This window comes from Streptomyces sp. NPDC006208, assembly GCF_040613775.1.
In the GTDB taxonomy this organism is placed as follows: domain Bacteria; phylum Actinomycetota; class Actinomycetes; order Streptomycetales; family Streptomycetaceae; genus Streptomyces.
Map to the genome: position 1 here is coordinate 151,016 of NZ_JBEXSW010000001.1, position 21,694 is coordinate 172,709.

Sequence of the window (21,694 nt, forward strand, 5' to 3'; positions counted from 1 at the left end):
GCCAGGGGCGTTGGCGTGTGCACGCAGATCTTCGACCGCGCAGACCTTCGACCACGCCGACCTCTCCGACGGAGGAATCCATGCCGATCAACGGCATACCCCGCCGTACCGTCCTCGCCGCCGGCGCCGCGACCGCCGCTGTCGCCGCCACCGGCACGCTCGCCGCCCCCGCCGCCCATGCGGCCGCCCCCACCCTGCCGAACGGCACCAGCCAGGACAAGGTGCTCGTCATCGGCATGGACGGGCTGCGCCACGACCGGATCGACGCCGCGAACGCCCCCCACCTGAAGGCGATGATGGCGAACGGCACCTACGGTCTGTCCCTGCTCTACGCGCCGCCGATGGCCGCCACCTCCTCGGGCCCCGGCTGGTCGACCATCTCCACCGGTGTCTGGCCCGACAAGCACGGCGTCAAGGACAACTCGTTCGCCGGCAAGAACTACGGCAGGTACCCAGGCTTCCTGGCCCGTCTCGCCCAGGTGCGGCCCGAGCTCTCCACCTACGCGGCCGTCGACTGGAAGCCGCTGGACACCCAGGGCACCGTCACCCAGGGCGTGGACGCGAAGCTGGTCCTGGACGGGGACGCCGACGGCTACCCCGGCCACGACGCCACGATCGCCGCCGAGACCGAGTCGATCCTGCGCCACCAGAACCCCGACGTGCTCTTCGTCTACCTCGGAAACACCGACGTGGTCGCGCACGCGGTGGGCACCGGGCAGAGGTACCTGGACGCGATCGCCGTCCAGGACAGCTACGTCGGCCGGCTCTGGGCCGCCGTCAAGTCCCGCCCGGCATACGCCTCCGAGCGCTGGACCGTCATCGTCACCACCGACCACGGCCATGTGAACACCGGTGGCCACGGCGGCAGTTCCATCGAGGAGCGGCGTACGTTCGTACTCGCCCAGGGGCCGGGCATCGCGGCCGGCGCCCGCCCGATCGACACCCGCCTGGTCGACGTGGCGGCGACCGTCTTCAAGCAGCTCGGCATCACACCCGACCCTGCCTGGGGCCTGGACGGCAAGCCGGTCCAGGAGCGCTCCACCGACCCGTTCGACGCGCTGGCGTCCTCGCTGACGCCCCGCGTCGACGAGACCGGCATCCCCGCCTCCGTCCTCGGCTTCACGCACACCCCGCCCAGCGGCTGGTCCGTCATCAACAACGCCATGGGCACGGGCGGAGTGACCGAGTGGCGCGGCTGGTCCTTCGCCACCGACGAGTTCTGGTCCCGGACCCATCGCGACCAGTGGCGCGAGCTCAACGTCCGCGCCCGCGGCGTCTTCGCGGTCGCCGACTCCGACGAGTGGGACGACAAGGCCAACTCCGGCCCGTACGACTCGACCCTGGTCTCCCCTGCGTACGACGTGAGCGGCCGGAGCTCGGTCCGGCTCGACTTCACCACGTTCTACCGCCATGAGGGCGGCCAGAGCGCCCAGATCCTGGCCTCCTTCAACGGCGGCACGCCCACCGTCGTCAAGAGCTACACGGCGGACGTGGTCTCCCAGCCGCAGTCGCTGAGCGTCGCCGTCCCGGCCGGGGCCTCCAGCGTGAGCTTCCGCTTCCGCTGTACCGGCGACAACAACTGGTACTGGGTGGTCGACGGGGTGAAGATCACCGCTTCGTGATGAGGGTGGGGGGCGTCGCCACAGTGCTGTCGCGGCGCCCCCGGTACGCCCATATCTGTGCCTCCGGCCGCCTGACGCACCGCCGTCTCAGACGAGGTGGACGAGGTCCGCGATCGACTCGGCGACCTCTGTCGGCCGGTACGGATAGCGCTCGATGTCACCCGCCGTCGTCAGCCCGGTGAGCACCAGGAACGTCTGCATGCCGGCCTCCAGGCCGGCGAGCACGTCGGTGTCCATGCGGTCACCGATCATGGCGGAAGTCTCGGAGTGCGCCCCGATGACGTTCAGGCCCGTTCGCATCATCAGCGGGTTCGGCTTGCCCACGAAGTACGGCTCCTTGCCCGTCGCCTTCGTGATCAGCGCAGCGACAGAACCGGTTGCCGGAAGGGCGCCCTGGGGAGACGGGCCGGTGTTGTCCGGGTTGGTGGCGATGAATCGGGCGCCGTTGTCGATCAGTCGGATCGCCTTCGTCAGCGCCTCGAACGAGTAGGTCCGGGTTTCACCCAAGATCACGAATTCGGGATCATGGTCAGTCATCACATAGCCCACGTCGTGCAGAGCCGTCGTCAGGCCGGCCTCGCCGATGACGTAGGCCGTGCCGCCAGGGTGCTGACCGTCCAGGAACTTGGCCGTCGCCAGAGCCGAGGTCCAGATGTTCTCCACCGGCACTTCGAGACCGATCCGGATCAGCCGGGCGTGAAGATCACGCGCCGTGTAGATCGAGTTGTTCGTGAGGACCAGGAACGGCTTACCCGACTCACGGAGCCTCTTGATGAAGGCATCCGCACCGGGGATGGGCACACCCTCGTGCATCAGTACCCCATCCATATCGGTGAGCCACGATTCGATGGGCTTGCGATCAGTCATGGGTGGGCTCCTGCCGTACGCGGACATGGGATGACCATGCTATTCAGTCATCCCTTTCGGGGCCCGTACGTATCGGAGCCCGGACGCGGAACAGGGGCCGGCAAGTTCCTTTTCATTCAGTGAACGTCGCAAACGGCTGACTGACCGGTCCGCCCGATCCGTGCCCCCAGTCCGTCCAGCAGCACCTCCAGTGCCGCCCGGAACACCCGCTCGCCCGTCATCGTCGCCATGTGTGCCGAGCTGCGCGCGATCGACGGGTAGCGGGACGGGTCGGCTGCCACGTATTCGCGGGTCCAGGCCGCCTCGTCGCCCGCCTGCGCCGCCGGGTCGAGGGTTGCGAAGGCGGCGTCCATGCCGGACCAGGCGAGGCTGAAGTCGCCGTATACGCGGTGCAGGAGTGCGGACTGCTCGGGGTCGCAGCCGGCTTGGGTGAAGGCGGTCAGGATGTGCTCGACGATCCGCATCTCCGCGGGCCGACGCGTTGTCCGGTACGTGGCGACGACCGCGGCCGCTGGATGCCGCAGGGCCGTCTCGCGGCAGTTGACCGCCAGGTCGCGCAGGGTCGTCCGCCAGTCGCCGGGGGTCGGCGCGAAGGTCTCCAGAATCTCCTCGAAGAGCCGGTCCGCGAGAAGCAGATGCAACTCGTCCTTGTCCGCGACATGCCGGTACAGCGCCGACGGGTCCACGCCGAGCCGGGCCGCCAGCTTCCTCACGGTCAGCGCCTCCGCGCCGTGTTCGTCGCAGAGCGCCAGTGCCGCGTCCACGATGATCGGCGCGTCCAGGACCACCTTGGGCGGCCGCCCCCTGCCCCGTGCCGCCGTGCCTTCCGATGCCATGCACCCGATGAGATCAGCCGACGGCACCCCCGGGCAAGCCCGTGCACCGCTCCGGGAATTATTTTTCCCACAGTGTTGACTTAATCGGTCGGCGGGCGCTTTCCTTCCTTCACCCCGGACCGAGGAGGACCGCGCATGGACGACGGCCAGAACTCCCGTCACGACGAGTTCCGCAAGACCCTCCGCACCCGCCACGGCGTGATCATCGCGCTCGCCAACATCAGCCCCACCGTCTCCATCGGCATCGGACTCGGCTTCCTCGCCGCCGTTGCCGGAACGTCGCTGCCCGCCGCGTTCCTGCTGGCCGCGCTCCCGATCCTCGCCGTGTCCGGCGGCTACGCCCGCCTCGCGGCACGCGACCCCAACTGCGGCACCGCGTACATCTGGGTCCGCCGCGCGCTGGGCCCGTGGACCGGCTATCTCACCGGCTGGACCTCGGTCGCGACCAACATCATGTTTCTCTCCTACGCAGGTCAGCTGACCGGCCGGTTCACCCTCCAACTCGCCCATGAGACGGGACTGTTCAGTACGGAGTCGACGCTTGCGGTCACGCTCACCGGCCTGCTGTGGACCGGTCTGATCGTGATCGGCGCGATGCGTGGTGTGAAGGACGCGACTGTCGTGCAGTCGGTGCTGCTCGGCCTGTCCGCGGTGGTCGTCCTGGCGGTCGTCGCCACCGCCTTCGTACGGGGGAACGCCGCGCCGGTGCAGGCGTCCTGGTTCTCGCCGTTCGGCTTCCCCGACACGCTCACCCTGCTCAGCGCGACGGTGCTCGCCGCGTACATGTTCTGGGGCTGGGAGAGCGCCTTCAGCGTGGTCGAGGAGAACGCCGAGGCGCGGTCCTCGGGCCGGGCCGGTCTGATAGCGATCGTGGTCACCCTGGCACTGTTCCTGATCGGCGCGGCCGGCTTCCTGCACGCGCTCACCCCCGGGCAGCTCGCCGACCCGCTCGCCGGGATCGCCGAACTCTCCCGCACCTTCTACGGAACCGGCGGCGCGATCGCCGCGATCGCCGCGATGCTCGCCGCCACTGTCGCCTGCATGCAGTCATCGGTGATCGCCGGATCCCGGCTCACCCTGGCGATGGGCCGCGACGGGGTGCTCGGCCCCAGCTGGGCCCGGCTGCACCCGTCCCGCCGGACACCGGTCACCTCCACCCTGCGCACCGCAGGGCTCGCCGTCGCGCTCTCCGTGGCCGGGCTCGCCGTCGGCGAACTCTCCGAGGTCGTCCTCGCGGTCGTCAACTCGGTCGGCATCCTGGTGTCGTTGATGTACGGCATCGGGGGCTGGGCGTGCGTGATCACCTTCCGTCACGAGCTGCGCGGCGGACGCCTCCGCGACATCCTCACCGTGGGCGTACTGCCCGCGCTCGGCGGGACGTCGCTGCTCCTCCTCGGCGGCCTGGTCGCGTACCTGCAGTGGACCTCCGTCGACCACATGGCCTTCGACCCGGAGAACGGGCGCTTCCTCACCGCCCTTCCGCTCGGCGCCGTCCTCCTCGGCGTCCCTGCCGCCCTCTGGACCCGCTACCGCCGCAAGGCCGCCTACTTCACCCAGCCCGTAGCCCCGCTCGCACCCGCATCCATGTCCGTGTCCACCTCCACTGGAGTCACCGCGTGAGCACCGCCCCCGATCTCGTCCTCCTCAACGGCAGCGTCTGGACCGCCGGACCGGCCCGCACCCGCGCCTCGGCGCTCGCGGTCACCGGCGACCGGATCAGCGCGGTCGGCAGCGACCCCGAAATACGCGAGCTGGCCGGGCCCCACAGCGAAGTGGTCGATCTGGAGGGGCGGTTCGCGCTCCCCGGGTTCACCGATGCGCATGTGCACCCGGTGATCGCGGGTATCGGGATGCTCGGCTGCGACCTGTCCGATGCGCGGGACGCGGACGCGTACCGCAGGATCATCCGCTCGTACACGGACGCGCATCCGGAGGAGGAGTGGATCGTCGGCAGCGGCTGGTCGTTCGACGCGTTCCCGGGCGGGCTGCCGCCGCGCGGGCTGCTGGACGAGGTGGTGCCGGACCGGCCCGCGTACTTCCCGGTGCGGGACGGGCACTCCGCTTGGGCCAACGCCCGCGCGCTCGCCCTGGCCGGCATCGACCGCAACACCCCGGACCCGGCCGACGGCCGTATCGAACGCGATCCGGACGGCGAGCCGACCGGTGTGCTGCACGAGGGCGCCATGGGACTGGTCGGTGACAGCACCCCGCCGGTCTCCGCCGCCCGGGCCCGCGCCGGACTCCTCGCTGCTCAGGCGCACCTCCACTCCCTCGGCATCACCGGCTGGCAGGACGCTCTGGTCGGCGGGTACGGCGGCTTCCCCGACCCGCTCGACACCTACCTCGCCGCCGACGCCGACGGCTCGCTCACCGCACGCGTCCGCGGCGCCCTCTGGTGGGACCGCGAGGCCGGCCTGGAGCAGATCGAGTCGCTGCTCGCACGGCGGGCGAAGGCGGCCGCGCAGGGCGGGCGGCGGTTCACCGCGGGCAGTGTGAAGATCATGCAGGACGGGGTGGTGGAGAACTTCTCCGCCGCCATGCTGGAGCCCTACCTGGACTCCTGCGGCTGCCCCGGCGACAACCGCGGACTGTCCATGGTCGATCCGGCACTGCTCCGCGAGGCCGCGGTCCGCCTGGACGCCGAAGGGTTCCAGATCCACTTCCACGCTCTCGGCGACCGTGCCGTCCGCGAGGCCCTGGACTCACTGGAAGCCGCCGTCGCCGCCAACGGCCACACCGGCAACCGGCACCACCTGGCCCACCTCCAAGTCGTCCACCCCGATGACATCCCGCGCTTTCGCACCCTGCGCGCCACCGCCAACATCCAGCCGCTGTGGGCCGCCCACGAACCTGCCATGGACGACCTCACGCTGCCCTTTCTGGGCGCGGAGCGGGGCGCCCTCCAGTACCCCTTCGGCGCACTCCATGCGGCGGGCGCGGTGCTCGCGGCCGGCAGCGACTGGTTCGTCTCCAGCCCCGACCCGATGCACGGCATCCACGTCGCCGTGAACCGCCAGGTCTGGCCGGAGGAGCTGGGCGAGCCCGAACCACGTCCCCCGTTCCTGCCGCACCAGCGCCTCACCCTCACCGACGCGCTTGCCGCGTACACGGCAGGTTCGGCCTGGGTGAACCACCAGGACGAGGGCGGTGTCCTCGCCCCCGGGCGACTCGCGGACATCGCGGTCCTGGACCGGGACCCGTTCGCCGTCGACCCGCGGGAGCTGCACGGAATCCGCTGCGTGCGGACGTACGTGGGCGGTGCCCAGGTGCATGTCGCGGACTGAGACGGTGTGCTGTGTGGTGGCCCACCGCCGGTTCGTGATCTGGGTCGCGGGACGGGGTCCGGGGTCGGCTCCCGGCCCGCGCCGCCGGCGCCACTCCGGGCAGGCCTCGATCGCGGATCTCGTCGATCGCATCTGAGCAGGTCACAGGCCTGGGTGGCTCACTTGGCCGCTCCTGCGGATGCGGAAACGGGCCGCACGCGTGAATCTGGCGATGTCAGGAGGTTCACGATGCGTTCCGGTTCGACAACTCTCCGTTCCGCAGGGGTCGCCGCCGTGCTCGCCCTGGCGGCCCCGTGCACGGCGGCCCTCGCGGACGACTCCGCGCAGGTCGGCATCGCCCCGCCGGGGCCCGCGCCCGGCGGCGGGGTCAAGATCCCCGTGCCGGGCTGCCACGACAGGACGGCGACCGTCACGTCCGAGGTCTCCCTCGCGGACGCCGAGGCCTCCGGCGGGACCGGTCCCGGCACGCCGGAGTACGGGCAGGCACAGATCAGGTCCGACACGACGCCGGAGACCTTCGATGTGAGCCCGGACTGCGGCGACCGGGCGGCGGGGTGGCTCGACGCCGTACGCCACCGGCGGGCGGCGTCCCCCGACGAGCGGGCCGGCGCGGAGCACGAGACAACCGTGCCCCCCGTCCGCGGGGGCGGCGGCACCGCCGCACCGGCCGCGGCCGACAGCCCCGCCCACCACAAGGACACCGGCCCCGGCAGGACGCACACCGTGGTCGGCCTGGTGCTCGCCGGCGTCGCGGCCGCCGCTGTCGCGGTGCGCAGCACCCGCCGCCGCCGTCGTACGGGAGCCGAGTGACATGCCCGGCGCTGAACAGCGCCCGGTGGGCGCCGGCCGACTGCTCACCGGAGTGGCCTGGGCGCTCCTGCTGATCGGCCTGTGCATCTGGGGAAGGGACATCACCGCCGGCCCCGCCGGGAACTCCGCGCCCACCACCGGTGACGTGGCGGCGGTCGGCCGCCCGCCGGGGATCGCCATGCCCCGTGCGCACACGCCGCTGAAGCCCGTGATGCCGAGCCGGGTGGAGGTCCCCGCCCTCGGCATCACGGCCCGGGTGGTCCCGCGCGGCCTCGACGCGAGGGGCGCGGTCGACCCGCCGCCGTACGGCATGGCCCGCAGCGTCGGCTGGTTCGAGCACGGCACCCGGCCCGGTGCGCGCGGTGCCGCCCTGCTCGTCGGGCGGGTGGACACCCGGACCGAGCCCGCGGCCTTCCACGGGCTCAGCGCCGCGCGCCCGGGCCAGAAGATCCGGGTGGCGAGGACCGACGGGTCGGTCGCCGAGTTCACCATCGAGGACGTCCACGTCTTCGACCGGGACCGGTTCGATCCGCGGAAGCTCTACGGAGGGCGGTCCGGCGGGCGTGCGGAGCTGCGGCTGATCACCTGCGACGGATCGTCCGACCGCCCGCGGGACCGTTTCACCGCGCATGTGGTCGTCTCGGCCTATCTCAGCGGGGTCTCCAAGGCGTGAGCCTCGGGTGTCGGGCTGCCCGTCACCCGATATCCGGAGGATGCCTCGGCCTTCAGGCTGGGGGGAATCCGGCTTCCCACCGCCGGGGGTGGTGGGCAGACCTTCCTTGGGTGCGGGGTATGGGAGTTGATGGACGCAGGTCGGTGCATGGGCGATCGCTAGCGCACTTACACCTGCACCGCGTGCGGAGCCGTGTCCCCACGGGACAAGAACTCCGCACGCGTGATGCTCGTCCGGGCAGGTCTGAACCCGGCTGGCGCTGATCGCGTAAGACCTGGCGGGACGCAGTCCCGCCAGGCAGCGTGAGCCACAGATCCCCAATCAGCCCCGAAGGGGAGAATCCCCCTTCAGGGAGGGGAGCATTCAAAGGATGTCCACGAAGGACGGGCACGCCTCGTGGCATGTCGCGGGCGTGTGCCAGGATGGATTGACCCGCCTTGTCGGGAAAGCCTGGGGGGCGGACTCCAGCACAGTGCACCAAGGGGGAGTGGATGTACCGCAGTTTGTTCGTCCGGCATGCCCGGACGGGCTTCGGTCTGGCGGCCACCGGGGCGGTGCTGCTGCTGGCGGGCTGTTCCTCCGGTGATGACGGGGACAAGCAGCCGACGATGAGCCAGCGGCCCAAGGCGCAGGATCCGTACTGGGTGAACCCCGACGGGAAGGCCGCCCAGCAGGTCGCCGCCTATCGCGAGGACGGCGCCGAGAAGAACGCCGACCTGATCATGAAGATCGCCGAGCAGCCGGTCGGCGAGTGGATCGGCCCGGACAACCCGGAGGCCGAGGCCAAGGGCTTCACCGAGGCCGCGGCGAAGGCCGACCGGGACGCGCTGCTGGTGCTGTACAACATTCCGCACCGTGACTGCGGACAGTTCTCCAAGGGCGGCGCGGCCGACGGCAACGCCTACAGGGAGTGGGTCGACAAGGTTGCCAAGGGCATAGGCGACCGGCGGGCCACCGTCGTCCTGGAGCCGGACGCCGTCCTTCACCTGGTCGACGGCTGCACCCCGGACGAGTTCCACGAGGAGCGCTACGACCTGCTCAAGGGCGCCATCGAGCGACTCAAGCAGCAGCCCGCGACCAAGGTGTACCTCGATGCGGGCAATGCCGGCTGGTCACAGCCCGATTCCCTCTTCGAGCCGCTCCAGTGGGCCGGTATCGACAAGGCCGACGGCTTCGCGGTGAACGTCTCCAACTTCCAGACCACCGCCGCCAGCAAGGACTTCGGCCGCAAGCTCTCGGCGAAGGTCGGCAACAAGCACTTCGTGATCGACACCAGCCGCAACGGCAACGGCCCGTACACACAGGGCGATCCGAAGGAGAACTGGTGCAACCCGCCGGGCCGCGCGCTCGGTGAGCGTCCCACGACCAAGACCGGCGATCCGCTGGTCGACGGCTATCTGTGGATCAAGAGGCCCGGGGAGTCGGACGGGGACTGCAAGGGCGGCCCGAAGGCGGGCGACTGGTTTCCCGAGTACGCGCTCGAACTGGCCCGCAACACCAAGTAGTTCTCATGACAGAAGGGGTGCCCCGTCCGGGGGCACCCCTTCCGCAGGTCCGAGGCCTTACGGAACCTCGACCCAGACACCCTGGGACGGGGTGCCCTTGTCGTCCGTCACGAAGAGCATGTACCAACCGGAGGGCACCAGCGCCCGGTTGGCCGGAACGGTGACCTCGATGCCGCCCGCGGTCTTCTTCACCTCCAGCGCGACGGAGCGCTGGTCGACATCGGTGACATGGGTGACCGCGCTGGGCCGCATCAGCTTCGCGGTCTTCACCGCGTTCGCGCTCTGGACCTTGAAGGTGCCCGACCCGCCCCGCTCGATGCGCTTGGGGCCGCCGGTCACCTCCGGCTTGGTGTCCCGGTAGAGGTAGGGCGGGGTGTAGATCTCGATGCGCTGCTCGAAGACGCCCGGCTTGGTGTTGGCGGCGTCCTGGAACAGCGAGTCCGAGCCGAAGATCATGACACGGCCGTCGGGCAGCAGCACCGAACCCGAGTGGTAGTTGCGCCCGACCTGCGGGTCGGCGACCCGCTTGTACGTGCCGGTCTTCGGGTCGTACGTACGTGCCTCGAGCACGTTGGAGCCGCCGCGCCCGCGGTAGTCCTCGGAGCCGCCGGTGACCAGGACCGAGTCGTCGGGCAGCAGCGAGGCGCTCGGGTAGCGGGTGCCCTTGTCCAGGGTTGCGCCGTCCTTGAAGCGGGGGCTGGGGTCCTTGAGGTCGACCAGGCGGGACTTCTTGCTGGACTTCTCCGACTCGCCGACCCCGCCGCCGCCGATGACCATGAACCTCTGGTCCTGCGCGGGCGGCAGCATCACCGTCGCGGAGGTCTCCATCTGGTCGGGGTCGCTGAGGCCGGGGATCTTACGGAACTTGTTGGTGTCCAGGTCCCAGACGCCGGGGTCACGGCCGACGTCGGCGGGCCCGTACCCGGCGTTGGAGCCGGAGTAGAAGAGCTTGCCGTTGTCCATCAGGAAGATCGCGGGGTAGGTGGGGAACTTCCTGATGATCCCGGTGTACTCCCACGTCTTGGTCTGCGGGTCGTAGATCTCGTCCTTGCCCGGGACGATCTGCCCGATCTCGTCGAGGCCGGACAGGGACAGGACCCGGCCGTCCTCGAGGGTGGTGAGCGTCGGGTACCAGCGGGCCTCGTTCATCGGGTCGACGGTGATGTACTTCTCCGCGACCGGGTCGAACTCGTAGGCCTCCTTGATGCCCTGGAAGTCCTTCTTGTCGAGGGCGAGCTTCTGCGCGATGCCGTAGACGTTGCGGGCGTCGGTGCCCTTGAGGCCCTGCACCCGGTAGTTGTCCTCGGTGCCCGTCTCGTACTTCTTGCCGGACTCCTCGGCCTCCACATAGATGCGGCCGAGACCCGGGTCGTTGCGCAGGAACTTGCCCGTCGCCGGGTCGAAGACCTTCTTCGCCTTCTCGACCAGGACCGGGTCCTTGGAGACGAACGTCTTGCCGTTGCCCTTGCCGGTGAACTTGGTGCCCGCGGGCAGCGTCTTCGGCGCGTCCGGGTCCTCGTTGTGGACGACCATCAGGCCGCCGGCCTTGGTGGCGTCGCCCTTGAGCTTCTCGTACCGCTTGGTGCCGCCCGCGACCAGCAGCTTGCCGTCGGGCAGCTGGGTGTGCCCGGCACAGAACATGTCCTTGGGTGTGGGGATCTTCTTGAAGGTGTCGGTCTTCGGGTCCCACAGCACGGACTCGAACTTCTTCGCGTCGAAGTTCTTCTGGTTGTTCCCGGAGCCGGCGATCAGCAGCACCTTGCCGGTGTGCAGCAGGGCGGCATGGATAGAGTTGATCTTGAACTCGGCCGGGACGTCGAGATAGTCCCAGTGTCCGTTCGCAGCCTTGTACTCCGGCTTGTTGATCTTGTAGTCGTGGTACTGCGCCGAGCCGAACCGCCACATGGCGGGCCCGTTGAACCCGGCCACCGCCACGACGACCGCGGCACCTATGGCTATTCGGCGCGCGCGGTTCCTGCGGTGGTTCGGCCGCGCGGGCATCGTGCTCATTTCTTACGTCCCCCAAGGGCGATCTGCATGGTCTGGTCGGTGGCTGCGAGGTGGGGCCTCGGCTGCGGTACATGAGCCTGCTCCGGCCCCGCGCCCGTACCCGGTCCCGTCGGCGGCTGTCCGCCCGCGCGCCGCCGGCCGCGCTTCTTCTTTTTCTTCTCCGCGGCGATGCCGTGGCGCCAGGCGAAGATGGGCGCCGCCGTGATCAGCAGGGCCAGCGTGGCCCAGGTGATCATCGCCGGGTGGTCGTGTCCGAGGAAGAAGGACGAGACGAGAGAGCCGCCGAAGACCAGGATGAAGAAGAGGTGGATCCTGAAGGTGCCGAAGAGGGTGTCCGGGCTGGACGAGTCGCCCTTGGGGGTCACCACGAACTTGCTCTTGCGGCGCAGTGCGGCATCCATCAGCGAGCGGGCGTAGATCGGCGCGGAGAGCGCCGACATCACCATGCCGGCGAGGCCGCCGGAGCCCTCCGGTTCGTGCGGCGAGACATTGTGGCGGCGGTTCCAGATGTAGAGGCCGATCTGCAGCGCCGAGGCGTTGCCGTACAGCATCATCCAGATCGCCGGGTCGATCTGCACACCCGAGGCGCCCATGCCCAGGAACAGCGCACAGCTCAGCGCGGCCAGGATCCAGTTGAGCGCGGACATCGGGTAGAAGATGATCATCATCGTGTAGTTGAAGAGCTTGCCGGGCGGCAGCGTGCCGAAGCCCTTCCAGTACTGCGTGAGGATCGTCTCGTAGGTGCCGCGGGACCAGCGCAGCTGCTGGGTGAAGAAGTCGGTCCACGCGGACGGGCCCTCACCGACGGCCAGCACGTCCGGGGTGTAGACCGAGCGCCACTTGTTGCCGGTGGCCGGGTTCTTGGTCCGGTGCATCTCGAAGCCCGTGGCCATGTCCTCGGTGATCGAGTCGTACAGACCGCCGATCTGCTTGATGGCCTTGATGCGTACGGCATTGGAGGTGCCGACGAACATCGGGGCGCCGTAGCGGTTGCCCGCGCGCTGGATCAGGGCGTGGAAGAGGAACTGCTGGGACTCGGCGGCCTTGGTGACGAAGGTGTCGTAGTTGCCGTAGACCTGCGGGCCGATGACGAAGCCGACATCCGGGTCGCGGAAGTAGCCGAGCATCCGCTCCAGATAGTTGGGCAGCGGGACGTGGTCGGTGTCGACGGAGGCGAAGAAATCGTAGTCGCCACCGTGCGCCTCGAGCCAGGCGTTGTAGTTGCCGTGCTTGGTCTTGGCGCGGTGGGCGCCCTTGGCCTGGTTCCACTTCGCTATGCCCTTGCGGGAGAAGTGGTGGACGCCGAGCCGGGCGCAGACCTCCTTGACGGCGGGGTCGTCGCCCTCGTCGAGCAGCCAGACGTGCATCACCCCGCGGTGGCGTATCTTCACGGCCGCCTCCAGGGTCTTCGTCACCATCTCCAGGGGCTCCTTGCCCGGGACGAAGGAGGTGAGGAAGGCGACCCTGGTGCCGGACTCGGGCACCACGGGGACCGGGTCACGCGCCACCAGCGTCGCGTGCGCGTTCGACAGCACGTTCATCGTCCGGAAGAGCTCGATGAGCCCGATGGAGACGAGCATGACAATGTCGAGGATGAGCAGCGTGTCGTTCTTCAGGTTGGGGTCGCGCTCGGTCCAGTGCTGAGGCTGCATCAGCCAGGCGAACAGGCCCAGCGACACCAGCGGGGCGGCGCCCAGCAGGAGGGCGGCCCGGATGCGGTGGGGCTCCTGCGAGAGCAGGGAGCGGTACTGCACCTTGTAGGGCCGGGTCGGGTCCGGCTGGGTAAGGGGACCGGCAAGCCGGCTGTAGTGCTCGTAGTCGTACCGCGGAAGCGCCTTCTTGGGGCGCAGTCGGGCGCCGGCCGCGCGCAGATGCGCGGGGATCCGGAGCTGCGTGGTCCGCGAAGGGTCGTTCGGCTGCCCGGCGCCGTCTGGCGTCGACGTCATGATTCATCCCCCCGCACGCATGCTGTCTGCGTGTTGTGGTCGGTCGTGTCCGCGTCCGGGCCGGGGTCCCCTATACCGGCCGTCCCGAACGTGTCAGTGGAGGCTGTCCACAGTCAGTGAAGACAGGAAACAGTCACCTTTCGGTTGCATGATGCCCGTTGTGTGTTCGATCTGTGAACGGGGGGTCCGGCCCCCGGTCACCGCAACGGAATCGACCGCTCCATCGCCCTCCAACTGGGCAAACCGGACGCCTGGTTGGCGTGACCGGCTTCAGGATAGGTTGTCCGACCCCCGCCTTGATCGCAAGGGTGAAACGGGAGGGTAGCCGGTCATATGCACGAATTGAGGGTGTGTGTGCGAGGGTCGCGGGCGAGGGTGTTCATCTGGCCGAAAAGTGCCGTGAAGCGATCGAAGCCCCCTCACTCGCCGTGAGGGGGCTTCGATCTTGCGTGCGCCGCCAGGGACTCGAACCCCGGACCCGCTGATTAAGAGTCAGCTGCTCTAACCAACTGAGCTAGCGGCGCCTGCTGACCTGGAGAACTCTACCCGACGGCCGGGAGTGCTCCCGACCATTTTCTTCCCGCGCGGTGTCGGTCTTCGGCCTGTCGAATCATCTTTTAGTGTCATCGATCGGTCAAAATGCATTTTATCCATCAGGTTGGGACACTGACGTCCATGAAACATCGTCAGAAGATCTTGCCGAGTGCGGAGGGGACGACGACATGGCTGTGCCGGCGTTCGAGGAGTATCAGCCGACGGGTGACTGTGACTGCGCCGGATGCGCCCAGCAGCGTCGCATTCTCGCCGCCGGAGGGCATCCGGCGGCGCACGGCTGCCGACGCGCACTTGTGCTGCTGACCGCCGCGGGAGTGGTGCTGGGCAGCAGCGGTGGGGCGGCCGGGGCCGTCGAGAACCCCCCGGGCACCGGTCCGGCCGCCGGAGGCGCGGCGGCCCGTACGGCAGGCGCGCGCGCCGCCGACGGCCCGGAGCCCGCGACCGAACAGGGCACCGCCGGACCGCTGCACGGTCCGGCGGGTCTGCCGGCCGCCGCCGGGTCCCCGCTGCGCCGGCTCAGCCGGGCCGACATCATCGACCGGGCCAAGCGGTGGGTGAGCGCGAAGGTGCCGTACAGCATGTCGAAGTACTGGAGCGACGGTTACCGCCAGGACTGCTCCGGTTATGTGTCGATGGCCTGGAATCTCGCGGGCAACGAGTGGACGGGCAGCCTCGCGCAGTTCGGCCACCGGATCCTGCGCGAGGAGCTCGAACCCGGCGACATTCTGCTGTTCCACAACCCGGACGATCCGACCACCGGCTCGCACGTGACGATCTTCGGCGGCTGGACCGACTACACGCACACCCACTACATGGCCTACGAGCAGACGAAGCCGCGTACCCGGGTGCGGCAGACGCCGATGGCCTACTGGACCAACTCGGCCGGTTATGTGGCCTACCGCTACAAGGGACTGGTGACCGGGACCTCGGGCAGCGAGGCGCCGCCGGAGAAGGTCACCGCACCGCTTCCCGCCCCCGCTCCCGTTCCGGGTGTGGCGCCTGCTCCTGTTCCGGGTGTGGCGCCTGCCCCTGTTCCGAGTGTGGCCCCCGTCCCTTATCCGGGTGTGGCTCTCGTACCCTTCCCGGGTCTCCCGGCGTTCGGGCCTGGGGCGAACAACGCACACATCACCCGGCTGGGCGAGCTGCTCATGGGGCGCGGCGGCAAGCGGTTCTACACGGAAGGTCCCGGGCCTCTGTGGGGCGAGGCGGACCGCCAGGCGATCGTGGCCTTCCAGCTCGCCCAGGGCTGGCGCGGCTCAGAGGCCGACGGGCTGCCCGGGCCCGGCACCTGGCAGCTGCTGGTGAGCGGCACGGGCCGGAACATCCCGGCGGCCGCAACGCCCGTGACCGCGCCCGGTGCTGCGCCTGCTACCGCGCCCGGTGCTGCGCCGGTCACCGCGCCTGCTACCGCGCCCGGTGCTGCGCCGGTCACCGCGCCTGCCGCCGCGCCCGGTGCTGCGCCTGCTACCGCGCCCGTTGCTCCGTCCGGTACCCGGCCCAGCGCTCGCTCCAGTACTCCGCCCGGCGCTCCAGCTGGTGCCGAGGTGCCCGCCTTCCCGGGGCGCGACCACTTCCGGCCCGGCAGGTCCGGCGCGTACCTCACCCAGCTCCGACAGCGGCTGGCCGAGCACGGCCACGGCACGTACGACACCTCCGGCCCCTCACCGCTGTGGGGCGAGGCGGACCGGCGCAATGTGCAGGCGTTCCAGCTCGCGCAGGGCTGGCGCGGCGGCGAGGCCGACGGCCACCCGGGTCCGGTGACCTGGCGGCGGCTCTTCTCCTGATGCTCCGTCTCCCGACAGAACAGCAATGACCCAACAGTGCGATCAGTTAAGGCGGCAGGCATGAACACCACGATGTCGGAGCAGCCGGAGGGCGGCATGCCGTCCGAGACCACGCGGCGCCAACCGGTCATCGCAGCCGAGACGACGACGGAAATCCCGGTGCATCTCCTGTTCCGGGACGACAACGGCCCGCTCCTTCGGCCGTCCGTCGTGGCGCGCCGTCAGGGCACCGGCGAGCAGCCCAAGGTCACCGGCCGCACGCTGCCCCCGCGTCCGCCGACCGCCCCGGTCAGGCCCACGCCGCCCTGTGACCCGGACCTGCTCGAACGCCCCGGACCCGCGCTGTCCGGCTGGACCGCCCTGGTCGCGGGCAGTTGCTCGGTCGCGGGGATCGGAGCGGTGCTCTGGGGCACCGGCGCCGTGCCGGTCCCGGTCGCGGCGCTCTTCGGGCTGACCCCACCGCACCCCTTCCACGGCATCGGCTTCGGGCTGTGTGCACTGCTTGCGCTCGGGGTGCTCCTCGCGCTGTTCGCGTTCGGCGGCCTGGCGCGCGGCCGGGTCGGCCATGCCTGGGTGCTCACACTGTGCGGCGACTACCAGGGGAGTGTCCGGCGTACCGGACTGGTGTGGGTGAGCCCGCTCGTGCTGCGCCGCCGGATCGACGTACGGCTGCGGCACTGGCGCAGTGAGCCGATCGCGGCCGTCGACGGGCAGGGCACGGCGCTGCGGGTGGCGGTGCTCGTGGTGTGGCGGGTCACGGACACCGCGCGCGCGACGCTCGGGGTGGAGAACCACGAGCAGTATCTGGGAGAGCAGGTGGAGGCGTCGCTGACGCGGGTGCTGTCGCACCTGCCGCCGGAGGGGACCGTCTCGACTCTGCGCAATGCCGACGCCTTCGGCGATGCGCTGACCCGGATGCTCGCGGCCGAGTGCGCGCCGGTGGGGCTCGAGGTGTTCTCGGCCCAGCCGACGTCCATCGAGTACGAGCCCGAGGTGGCCGCAGCGCTGCAGCGGGAGCGGATCGCGGCGATCGACGCCCAGCACCGGGACACCGTGCTGACCTCGGTCGTGGACGCGGTGGACGACACCGTCGGCCGGCTGACCCAGCGGGGGCTGGTGGAGCTGGACGACTACGAGCGCAAGGCACTGGTCAAGGATCTGACCGTTGCCTTCTACACGGGCCGGGCGGGTGCCGTGGAGGCACCGTGATTGGTCTGGACATGATGAACTCGCGTCAATACATTGGAACTTGGTCTAGACCTGAATGAGTGCCGCCCCCAATCCCCGATCGGCAACGGGTGGCACCGCACCATCGCACGCGTGCAGCACGGCAAGGAACTCCCCCACGTTCTCCTGGAGCGAAGCATGCGAAAGAAGATAGGTGCGGCCGTGGTCGGCCTCGCCGTGACGGGCGCCACCCTGCTCGCCACCGGCAGCGCCAGCAGCCACGGCTACACCGACTCGCCCATCAGCCGCCAGAAACTCTGTGCCAACCGCACCGTCGCCGACTGCGGCGAGATCATCTGGGAACCCCAGAGCGTCGAAGGCCTCAAAGGCTTCCCGGCGGCGGGCCCGGCCGACGGAACGATCTGCGCCGGCGGCAACAGCCGCTTCGCGCAGCTCGACGACCCGCGCGGCGGCACCTGGCCCACCACCAAGGTCTCATCGGGGCAGAACTACACCTTCCGGTGGCAGTTCACCGCCATGCACGCGACGACCGACTTCAAGTACTACATCACCAGGAACGGCTGGAACCCGAGCCAGAAGCTCACCCGCGCCGTCCTCGAATCGCAGCCGTTCCTGACGATTCCGTACGGAGGCCAGCGCCCGCCGTCCACGCTCAGCCACTCCGGGACGCTGCCGTCGAAGTCCGGCCGCCATCTGATCCTGGCGGTCTGGACCGTGCACGACACCGGCAACGCCTTCTACGCCTGTTCGGACGTCCAGTTCTGACAGGCCCGCCAACCCCCCACCCGCCGCGGGCCTGAGCCGGCCCGCGGTACGGGGGGACGCGGGCACGGCGGCCGGGGTGAGCGGCCGGCCGGGCACGAGGTAGGCCCAGCCCTACCCTCTCCCGGCCCGCTGGGCCCATGGTCCACGCGCCGGGCCGCCGCCTACGGTGTGCCGCATGACCGTCGTCATACGCAATCCCTGGCAGGCCCTGGCCCGAGGCGGCTTTCTGCGCGGCGTCTGGCCCTGGCGCTCGGCCGGCTACCTCGCGAGCAGCGTGCTCACCGGGCTTCCCGCCCTGGTCGCTCTCGTCGTGCTCGCCGGGTTCTCCCTCGTGCTCGTCGTCCTGCCGCTCCTGGTGCTCGGTGGTGTGTCTCTTGCCGTCGTCGAGCGGCGGCGGCTGGGGATCGCCGACGACGAGCCCGCGCCCAGCCCCCACCGCACCCCCGCCGAACCCGGCCTCGCCGCCTGGCTACGGCTTCGGCTCGCGGAGCAGGCGACCTGGCGGGAGTTCGCGTACGGACTGCTGCACGCCCTCGTGCTGTGGCCGCTCGACCTGCTGGCCGTGGGCGTCGCGATCGGGCTGCCGCTCGGGATGGCCGCCGCCCCTCTCCAGCTCGCCCTCGACGGCCATGAGGCGCGTGTCGTCAAGACGGTCCTGGTCACCGGCTACCCGCAGGCGTTCGCCGCCGCGGCCGCCGGGGCCGTGCTGCTCGCCGTACTGCTGTATCCGCTGGCCGCCCTGGCCGGTGCACGTGCCCAGTTGACCAGGCTGCTGCTCGCGCCGCGCGAGGGGGAACTGCGGGACCGGCTGACCGAGGTGACCCGCTCACGGGCCCGGCTCGTCGCCGCCTTCGAGGCGGAACGGCGGCGCATCGAAAGGGACTTGCACGACGGAGCGCAGCAGCGGCTGGTCGCCCTCACCATGACGCTCGGCCTCGCGCGTCTGGACGCCTCCGCGGGACAGCAGGCCGACCGGCTCGAGGCCGCCCACGGCGAGGCCGGGCGCGTGCTGACCGAACTGCGCGAGCTCATCCACGGAATCCATCCCCAGGTGCTCTCCGACTACGGGCTCGGCGCCGCGCTTGCCGACGCCGCCGACCGGTCGCCCGTGCCCGTGGACGCCGACCTCCGGCTCCCCCGTCTCGACCGTTCCGTCGAGACCGCCGCGTACTTCGCGGTGAACGAGGCGCTCGCGAACGCCGCCAAGCACAGCGGGGCGGACCGGATCCGGCTCGATGCCCGGTACGGGGACGGGCTGCTGGTCATCGAGGTCCGGGACGACGGCCGGGGCGGCGCCGCCGCGGACAAGGGCACCGGACTGACCGGACTGGCCGACCGGCTCGCCGTACTCGATGGGACACTGACGATCACCAGCCCGACCGGCGGGCCGACGTCCCTGCGAGTGGAGATCCCTTGCCGAGCTCTCTGCGGATAGTCCTGGCCGAGGACAGCGTGCTGCTGCGGGAAGGGCTCATCGGCCTGCTGACCCGCTTCGGCCATGAGACGGTCGCCGCGGTCGGCGACGCGGACGCCCTGAAGGACGCGGTCACCGCCCACGACCCGGACATCGTCGTCACCGACGTGCGCATGCCGCCCGGCTTCCAGGACGAAGGGCTGCGTGCCGCCGTCGCCCTGCGCTCCGAGCGTCCCGCCCTGCCGGTCCTGGTGCTCAGCCAGTACGTGCAGCGGACCTACGCCGCCGAACTTCTGGACACCGGCGACGGCACCGGGGTCGGCTATCTGCTCAAGGACCGTGTCGGCCAGATCGAGGAGTTCATCGACGCCCTGGCCCGGGTCGCGGCGGGCGGTACGGTCGTCGACCCCGAAGTCGTACGTCAGTTGCTGCGCCGCCGCCGCGATCCGCTGCAGGCGCTGACCCCGCGCGAGCGCGAGGTGCTCGCCCTGGTCGCCGAGGGGCGGTCGAACGCGGCAATCGCCCGGCACCTCGTGATCAGCGAGGCGGCCGTGGGCAAGCACATCGGCAACATCCTGGGGAAGCTCGACCTCCCCCCGGCCGAGGACACCCACCGCCGGGTCCTGGCCGTTCTCACCTATCTGCGCTGAGCGTCTCCCGCGTGCGCCGGTCGGAGAAAATTCACCCGCTGCTTGTGACGCGAAGACTGTGCAGGACGCGCGTATAGCGGGACTCTGGATCCGCCCGTGGACCGGCCACGTGGCGCGCACCAACTCCCGTCCTACGTACGGAGGTTCTGCATGCGTCGCCGTTCTGCCCTTCCGCTCGCCGCCCTCGCGCTGGCTCTGCCCGCCGCCCTGATCCCGGCGGGGGCCGCCTCGGCCGCCCCCGCCGACAAACCCCAGGTCCTCAGCTCCTGGACGCAGACCAGCGCATCCAGCTACAACGCCTGGGCCGCCGCCCGGGCCAACCAGGGCGCCTGGAGCGCCTACGGCTTCGACTGGTCCACGGACTACTGCTCCTCCTCGCCCGACAACCCCTTCGGCTTTCCTTTTCAGATGTCATGCGCACGCCATGACTTCGGATACCGGAACTACAAGGCAGCCGGCACGTTCAGCGCCAACAAGGCGAGACTCGACTCGGCGTTCTACGAGGATCTGAAGCGCGTGTGCGCCCGCTACTCGGGTGCCACGCGTACCTCCTGCAACGGCACGGCTTGGACGTACTACCAGGCGGTGTCGATCTTCGGGTACAAGGCCCCGGCGGAAACGCCGGCCGCCTGACGCACGCATGAGAGGCCCCTCGCCGAAACGAGGGGCCTCTCATGAGATGGTGCGCCGCCAGGGACTCGAACCCCGGACCCGCTGATTAAGAGTCAGCTGCTCTAACCAACTGAGCTAGCGGCGCGGGCTGCCGTTCCGCCGCCTTCGGCGGCTGACGACGGAAGTAATACTACCTGGTCCCGAGGGGTGCTCCGGACCACCCGCCGCGCCACCTGCCGAGCCGCCCCCAGAGCCCTTCTTCCGGATCCTGCCAGGCGCGCGTGCCCTGGCATCAGACCCGCTCACTGATCCGGCGCGATCCGGAAGAAACGCCCTAGATCGCCAGGGAAAGGACCACCGGAGCCGCTCTGCGGTTCAGCGTGTCCGCCGCCGCGCGCAGCCGGTGCGCATGCTCGATCGGCAGCGACAGTGCCAGGCAGCCCACCGCCGAGCCCGCCGTCAGCGGCACCGCCGCGCAGACCGTGCCCACCGCGTACTCCTGCAGGTCCAGGACGGGGACGGTCGGCGGCTGTGCGTCCAGCTTGGAGAACAGGAGCTTCTCGCTGGTGATCGTCCGGGAGGTGAGCCGGGCGATCTTGTGCCGGGACAGGTGGTCCCGTCGCCCGTTCACGTCGAGCTGGGTCAGCAGGCACTTGCCGACCGCGCTGGCGTGCGCCGCGGAGCGGAAGTCCACCCACTCGTTGACCTTCGGGGTGCGCGGGCCGTCGGCGAACTGCGTGATCTTGACCTCGCCGTCGATGTACCGGCTGATGTAGACGGCCGCGCCCACCGAGTCGCGCAGCTCGGTGAGGGTGTCCTGGAGCTTGGCCTCCAGGGCCTGCTGGCGGGAAGCCCCCGAACCGAGCAGGACCAGCGAGTCACCGATCACATAGGCGCCGTCGGCGACCTGCTCCACGTACCCCTCGCGGCGCAGCATCGACAGCATGGGAGCCAGATGACCGGTCGGCAGACCGGTCTCGCGTGCGATCTGGACATCGGTGACACCGCCACCGTGCTTGGAGACCGTCTCCAGGACGCGCAAGACGTATTGCACCGAGTGGAACGGCGCGGTCGGCTCGGGCTTCAGCGCCACGGTTTCCCCCTACCAGGTTAGGACCGCAAGCTTCCGTACCACGATAGCGGTCAAGAGCCGTTTGGGGGGCGGCTGTTGGC

Annotated in this window: 17 protein-coding genes, 2 tRNA genes and 1 pseudogene; 13 read left to right on the forward strand and 7 right to left on the reverse strand. The window is 70.2% G+C overall.

Features of this window, described 5'->3' with window-relative positions; genetic code table 11:
* Nucleotides 1-80 precede the first annotated feature (80 nt).
* Complete coding sequence (locus tag ABZ208_RS00745) at nt 81-1,622, forward strand: alkaline phosphatase family protein (protein WP_356907399.1); 1,542 nt, start codon at nt 81-83, stop codon at nt 1,620-1,622.
* Between the two features lie 87 nt (nt 1,623-1,709).
* Here the strand turns inward: ABZ208_RS00745 and ABZ208_RS00750 are convergent, their stop codons facing one another.
* Both ABZ208_RS00750 and ABZ208_RS00755 read right to left on the reverse strand, forming a co-directional pair.
* A complete protein-coding gene (locus tag ABZ208_RS00750) occupies nt 1,710-2,489 on the reverse strand; it encodes an HAD-IIA family hydrolase (RefSeq protein ID WP_356907400.1) in 780 nt (259 codons plus the stop codon).
* Nucleotides 2,490-2,605: 116 nt separating this feature from the next.
* Nucleotides 2,606-3,325 carry a TetR family transcriptional regulator gene (locus ABZ208_RS00755; protein WP_356907401.1) on the reverse strand — a complete coding sequence of 240 codons (720 nt, stop codon included), beginning with the start codon at nt 3,323-3,325 and terminating at the stop codon, nt 2,606-2,608.
* A gap of 135 nt (nt 3,326-3,460) precedes the next feature.
* Between ABZ208_RS00755 and ABZ208_RS00760 the strand changes: the two genes are divergently transcribed.
* From ABZ208_RS00760 to ABZ208_RS00785, 6 genes and pseudogenes are all read left to right on the forward strand, one after another.
* The gene (locus ABZ208_RS00760) at nt 3,461-4,945 is read left to right on the forward strand and encodes an APC family permease (RefSeq protein ID WP_356907402.1); all 1,485 of its coding nucleotides are present in this window, start codon (nt 3,461-3,463) and stop codon (nt 4,943-4,945) included.
* Nucleotides 4,942-6,609, forward strand: coding sequence for an amidohydrolase (locus ABZ208_RS00765; RefSeq protein ID WP_356907403.1), 1,668 nt, complete (start codon nt 4,942-4,944; stop codon nt 6,607-6,609). Before ABZ208_RS00760 ends, ABZ208_RS00765 begins: the two co-directional genes overlap by 4 nt.
* Nucleotides 6,610-6,837: 228 nt before the next feature.
* On the forward strand, nt 6,838-7,419 hold the full coding sequence (locus tag ABZ208_RS00770) for a hypothetical protein (protein ID WP_356907404.1): 582 nt from the start codon (nt 6,838-6,840) through the stop codon (nt 7,417-7,419).
* A gap of 1 nt (nt 7,420) precedes the next feature.
* Complete coding sequence (locus tag ABZ208_RS00775; RefSeq protein ID WP_356907405.1) at nt 7,421-8,092, forward strand: class F sortase; 672 nt, start codon at nt 7,421-7,423, stop codon at nt 8,090-8,092.
* Between the two features lie 162 nt (nt 8,093-8,254).
* Nucleotides 8,255-8,411 (forward strand): annotated as a pseudogene (locus ABZ208_RS00780) (RNA-guided endonuclease TnpB family protein); the annotation flags it as partial.
* A 172-nt stretch (nt 8,412-8,583) separates the two neighbouring features.
* Entirely contained in the window at nt 8,584-9,597 is a 1,014-nt protein-coding gene (locus ABZ208_RS00785; protein ID WP_356907406.1) for a glycoside hydrolase family 6 protein, read from the forward strand.
* A gap of 57 nt (nt 9,598-9,654) precedes the next feature.
* Here the strand turns inward: ABZ208_RS00785 and ABZ208_RS00790 are convergent, their stop codons facing one another.
* The 3 genes from ABZ208_RS00790 to ABZ208_RS00800 form a co-directional block, all read right to left on the reverse strand.
* Nucleotides 9,655-11,598 carry a kelch motif-containing protein gene (locus ABZ208_RS00790; RefSeq protein WP_356907507.1) on the reverse strand — a complete coding sequence of 648 codons (1,944 nt, stop codon included), beginning with the start codon at nt 11,596-11,598 and terminating at the stop codon, nt 9,655-9,657.
* A gap of 5 nt (nt 11,599-11,603) precedes the next feature.
* The gene (locus ABZ208_RS00795; protein ID WP_356907407.1) at nt 11,604-13,553 is read right to left on the reverse strand and encodes a cellulose synthase catalytic subunit; all 1,950 of its coding nucleotides are present in this window, start codon (nt 13,551-13,553) and stop codon (nt 11,604-11,606) included.
* Nucleotides 13,554-14,003: 450 nt separating this feature from the next.
* A tRNA-Lys gene (locus ABZ208_RS00800) sits at nt 14,004-14,077 on the reverse strand.
* Between the two features lie 198 nt (nt 14,078-14,275).
* Here ABZ208_RS00800 and ABZ208_RS00805 point away from each other — a divergent pair.
* The 6 genes from ABZ208_RS00805 (at nt 14,276) to ABZ208_RS00830 (ending at nt 20,542) form a co-directional block, all read left to right on the forward strand.
* Nucleotides 14,276-15,892: a peptidoglycan-binding protein gene (locus tag ABZ208_RS00805; protein WP_356907408.1), complete on the forward strand. Its 1,617-nt coding sequence runs from the start codon at nt 14,276-14,278 to the stop codon at nt 15,890-15,892.
* 60 nt (nt 15,893-15,952) lie between these two features.
* Complete coding sequence (locus tag ABZ208_RS00810; protein WP_356907409.1) at nt 15,953-17,101, forward strand: SPFH domain-containing protein; 1,149 nt, start codon at nt 15,953-15,955, stop codon at nt 17,099-17,101.
* Between the two features lie 156 nt (nt 17,102-17,257).
* Entirely contained in the window at nt 17,258-17,845 is a 588-nt protein-coding gene (locus tag ABZ208_RS00815) for a lytic polysaccharide monooxygenase auxiliary activity family 9 protein (protein WP_356907410.1), read from the forward strand.
* 175 nt (nt 17,846-18,020) lie between these two features.
* A complete protein-coding gene (locus tag ABZ208_RS00820) occupies nt 18,021-19,280 on the forward strand; it encodes a sensor domain-containing protein (RefSeq protein ID WP_356907411.1) in 1,260 nt (419 codons plus the stop codon).
* On the forward strand, nt 19,259-19,909 hold the full coding sequence (locus ABZ208_RS00825) for a response regulator transcription factor (RefSeq protein ID WP_356907412.1): 651 nt from the start codon (nt 19,259-19,261) through the stop codon (nt 19,907-19,909). Before ABZ208_RS00820 ends, ABZ208_RS00825 begins: the two co-directional genes overlap by 22 nt.
* A 150-nt stretch (nt 19,910-20,059) precedes the next feature.
* Nucleotides 20,060-20,542 carry a phospholipase gene (locus ABZ208_RS00830; protein WP_356907413.1) on the forward strand — a complete coding sequence of 161 codons (483 nt, stop codon included), beginning with the start codon at nt 20,060-20,062 and terminating at the stop codon, nt 20,540-20,542.
* Nucleotides 20,543-20,589: 47 nt separating this feature from the next.
* Here ABZ208_RS00830 and ABZ208_RS00835 read toward each other — a convergent pair.
* Nucleotides 20,590-20,666, reverse strand: a tRNA-Lys gene (locus ABZ208_RS00835).
* 189 nt (nt 20,667-20,855) lie between these two features.
* Entirely contained in the window at nt 20,856-21,614 is a 759-nt protein-coding gene (locus ABZ208_RS00840; RefSeq protein WP_356907414.1) for an IclR family transcriptional regulator C-terminal domain-containing protein, read from the reverse strand.
* Nucleotides 21,615-21,694 lie beyond the last annotated feature (80 nt).

Excerpts from the sequence above, each read along its gene's own strand:
- ABZ208_RS00830 (WP_356907413.1), top strand. The coding sequence starts at position 20,060 with ATGCGTCGCCGTTCTGCCCTTCCGCTCGCCGCCCTCGCGCTGGCTCTG.
- ABZ208_RS00770 (WP_356907404.1), top strand. The coding sequence starts at position 6,838 with ATGCGTTCCGGTTCGACAACTCTCCGTTCCGCAGGGGTCGCCGCCGTG.
- ABZ208_RS00810 (WP_356907409.1), top strand. The coding sequence starts at position 15,953 with ATGAACACCACGATGTCGGAGCAGCCGGAGGGCGGCATGCCGTCCGAG.
- ABZ208_RS00755 (WP_356907401.1), bottom strand. The coding sequence starts at position 3,325 with ATGGCATCGGAAGGCACGGCGGCACGGGGCAGGGGGCGGCCGCCCAAG.
- ABZ208_RS00750 (WP_356907400.1), bottom strand. The coding sequence starts at position 2,489 with ATGACTGATCGCAAGCCCATCGAATCGTGGCTCACCGATATGGATGGG.
- ABZ208_RS00795 (WP_356907407.1), bottom strand. The coding sequence starts at position 13,553 with ATGACGTCGACGCCAGACGGCGCCGGGCAGCCGAACGACCCTTCGCGG.
- ABZ208_RS00745 (WP_356907399.1), top strand. The coding sequence starts at position 81 with ATGCCGATCAACGGCATACCCCGCCGTACCGTCCTCGCCGCCGGCGCC.
- ABZ208_RS00790 (WP_356907507.1), bottom strand. The coding sequence starts at position 11,598 with ATGCCCGCGCGGCCGAACCACCGCAGGAACCGCGCGCGCCGAATAGCC.
- ABZ208_RS00820 (WP_356907411.1), top strand. The coding sequence starts at position 18,021 with ATGACCGTCGTCATACGCAATCCCTGGCAGGCCCTGGCCCGAGGCGGC.
- ABZ208_RS00760 (WP_356907402.1), top strand. The coding sequence starts at position 3,461 with ATGGACGACGGCCAGAACTCCCGTCACGACGAGTTCCGCAAGACCCTC.
- ABZ208_RS00785 (WP_356907406.1), top strand. The coding sequence starts at position 8,584 with ATGTACCGCAGTTTGTTCGTCCGGCATGCCCGGACGGGCTTCGGTCTG.
- ABZ208_RS00775 (WP_356907405.1), top strand. The coding sequence starts at position 7,421 with ATGCCCGGCGCTGAACAGCGCCCGGTGGGCGCCGGCCGACTGCTCACC.
- ABZ208_RS00805 (WP_356907408.1), top strand. The coding sequence starts at position 14,276 with ATGGCTGTGCCGGCGTTCGAGGAGTATCAGCCGACGGGTGACTGTGAC.
- ABZ208_RS00815 (WP_356907410.1), top strand. The coding sequence starts at position 17,258 with ATGCGAAAGAAGATAGGTGCGGCCGTGGTCGGCCTCGCCGTGACGGGC.